The sequence below is a fragment of the Salinimicrobium oceani genome (assembly GCF_012037645.1).
The window spans coordinates 1-665 of the sequence record NZ_JAAVJR010000167.1; the positions used below are offsets into that span (position 1 = coordinate 1).

Annotated in this window: 1 protein-coding gene; it reads left to right on the forward strand. The window is 36.4% G+C overall.

Annotation, left to right across the window (positions count from 1 at the left end; genetic code table 11):
- A partial coding sequence (locus HC175_RS16055; protein ID WP_235942648.1) for an Arm DNA-binding domain-containing protein occupies positions 1 to 272 on the forward strand: 272 nt, incomplete at its 5' end.
- Positions 273 to 665: the final 393 nt, after the last annotated feature.

Consider the following 665-nt stretch of genomic DNA (forward strand, 5'->3'; position numbering starts at 1 on the left):
TGTCTCGGTATTGCAATTCAAAAGTCTGGGATGAACGTGCCCATAGGATCAAAGGAAGAAATCCTGAAGCCGTTACCCTTAACAACTACCTTGATGCTAAACATGCCAAGTTGCTCCAGTGTAATGAAGATCTATTGAAAGAAGATAAGATTGTTACAGCCCAGACTATAAAATCAAAGTTCTTATGCTCAGACGCTTCTTATAAATCACTTAAGGATGTAATTGAGCCTCATAAAACAACAATGGGGATGTCCTCAAATATGAAATTTTAAAAAATTTTGGGGCAACTGAAAAGTATTTGGCCGATTATCTGGTGAAGGATCACAAGACCGTGGACATTTAGCTGAAAAACATTTCTTACCAGTTTGTCACCGGCTTTGATAAATTTCTTCGGAGGCAAAAGGACAAAAGGGAAAGAAACAGCTAAGTAACAATGGAATAATGAAACATCTGGAAAGGTTTAAAGCTCACCAATCTCTCAATAAAACTAGGATGGCTTGAAAAGGATCCTTTCCGGAATTACAAAATGAAGTTTGAAAAATTTCACCGTGCTTATCTCAATCAAAGAGAACTAAATTTTATAGAGGAGACACGATTCAAACGTCATACTCTTGAGACAACAAAAGATATATTTCTTTTCGCCTGCTATACAGGTTTGTCTTATA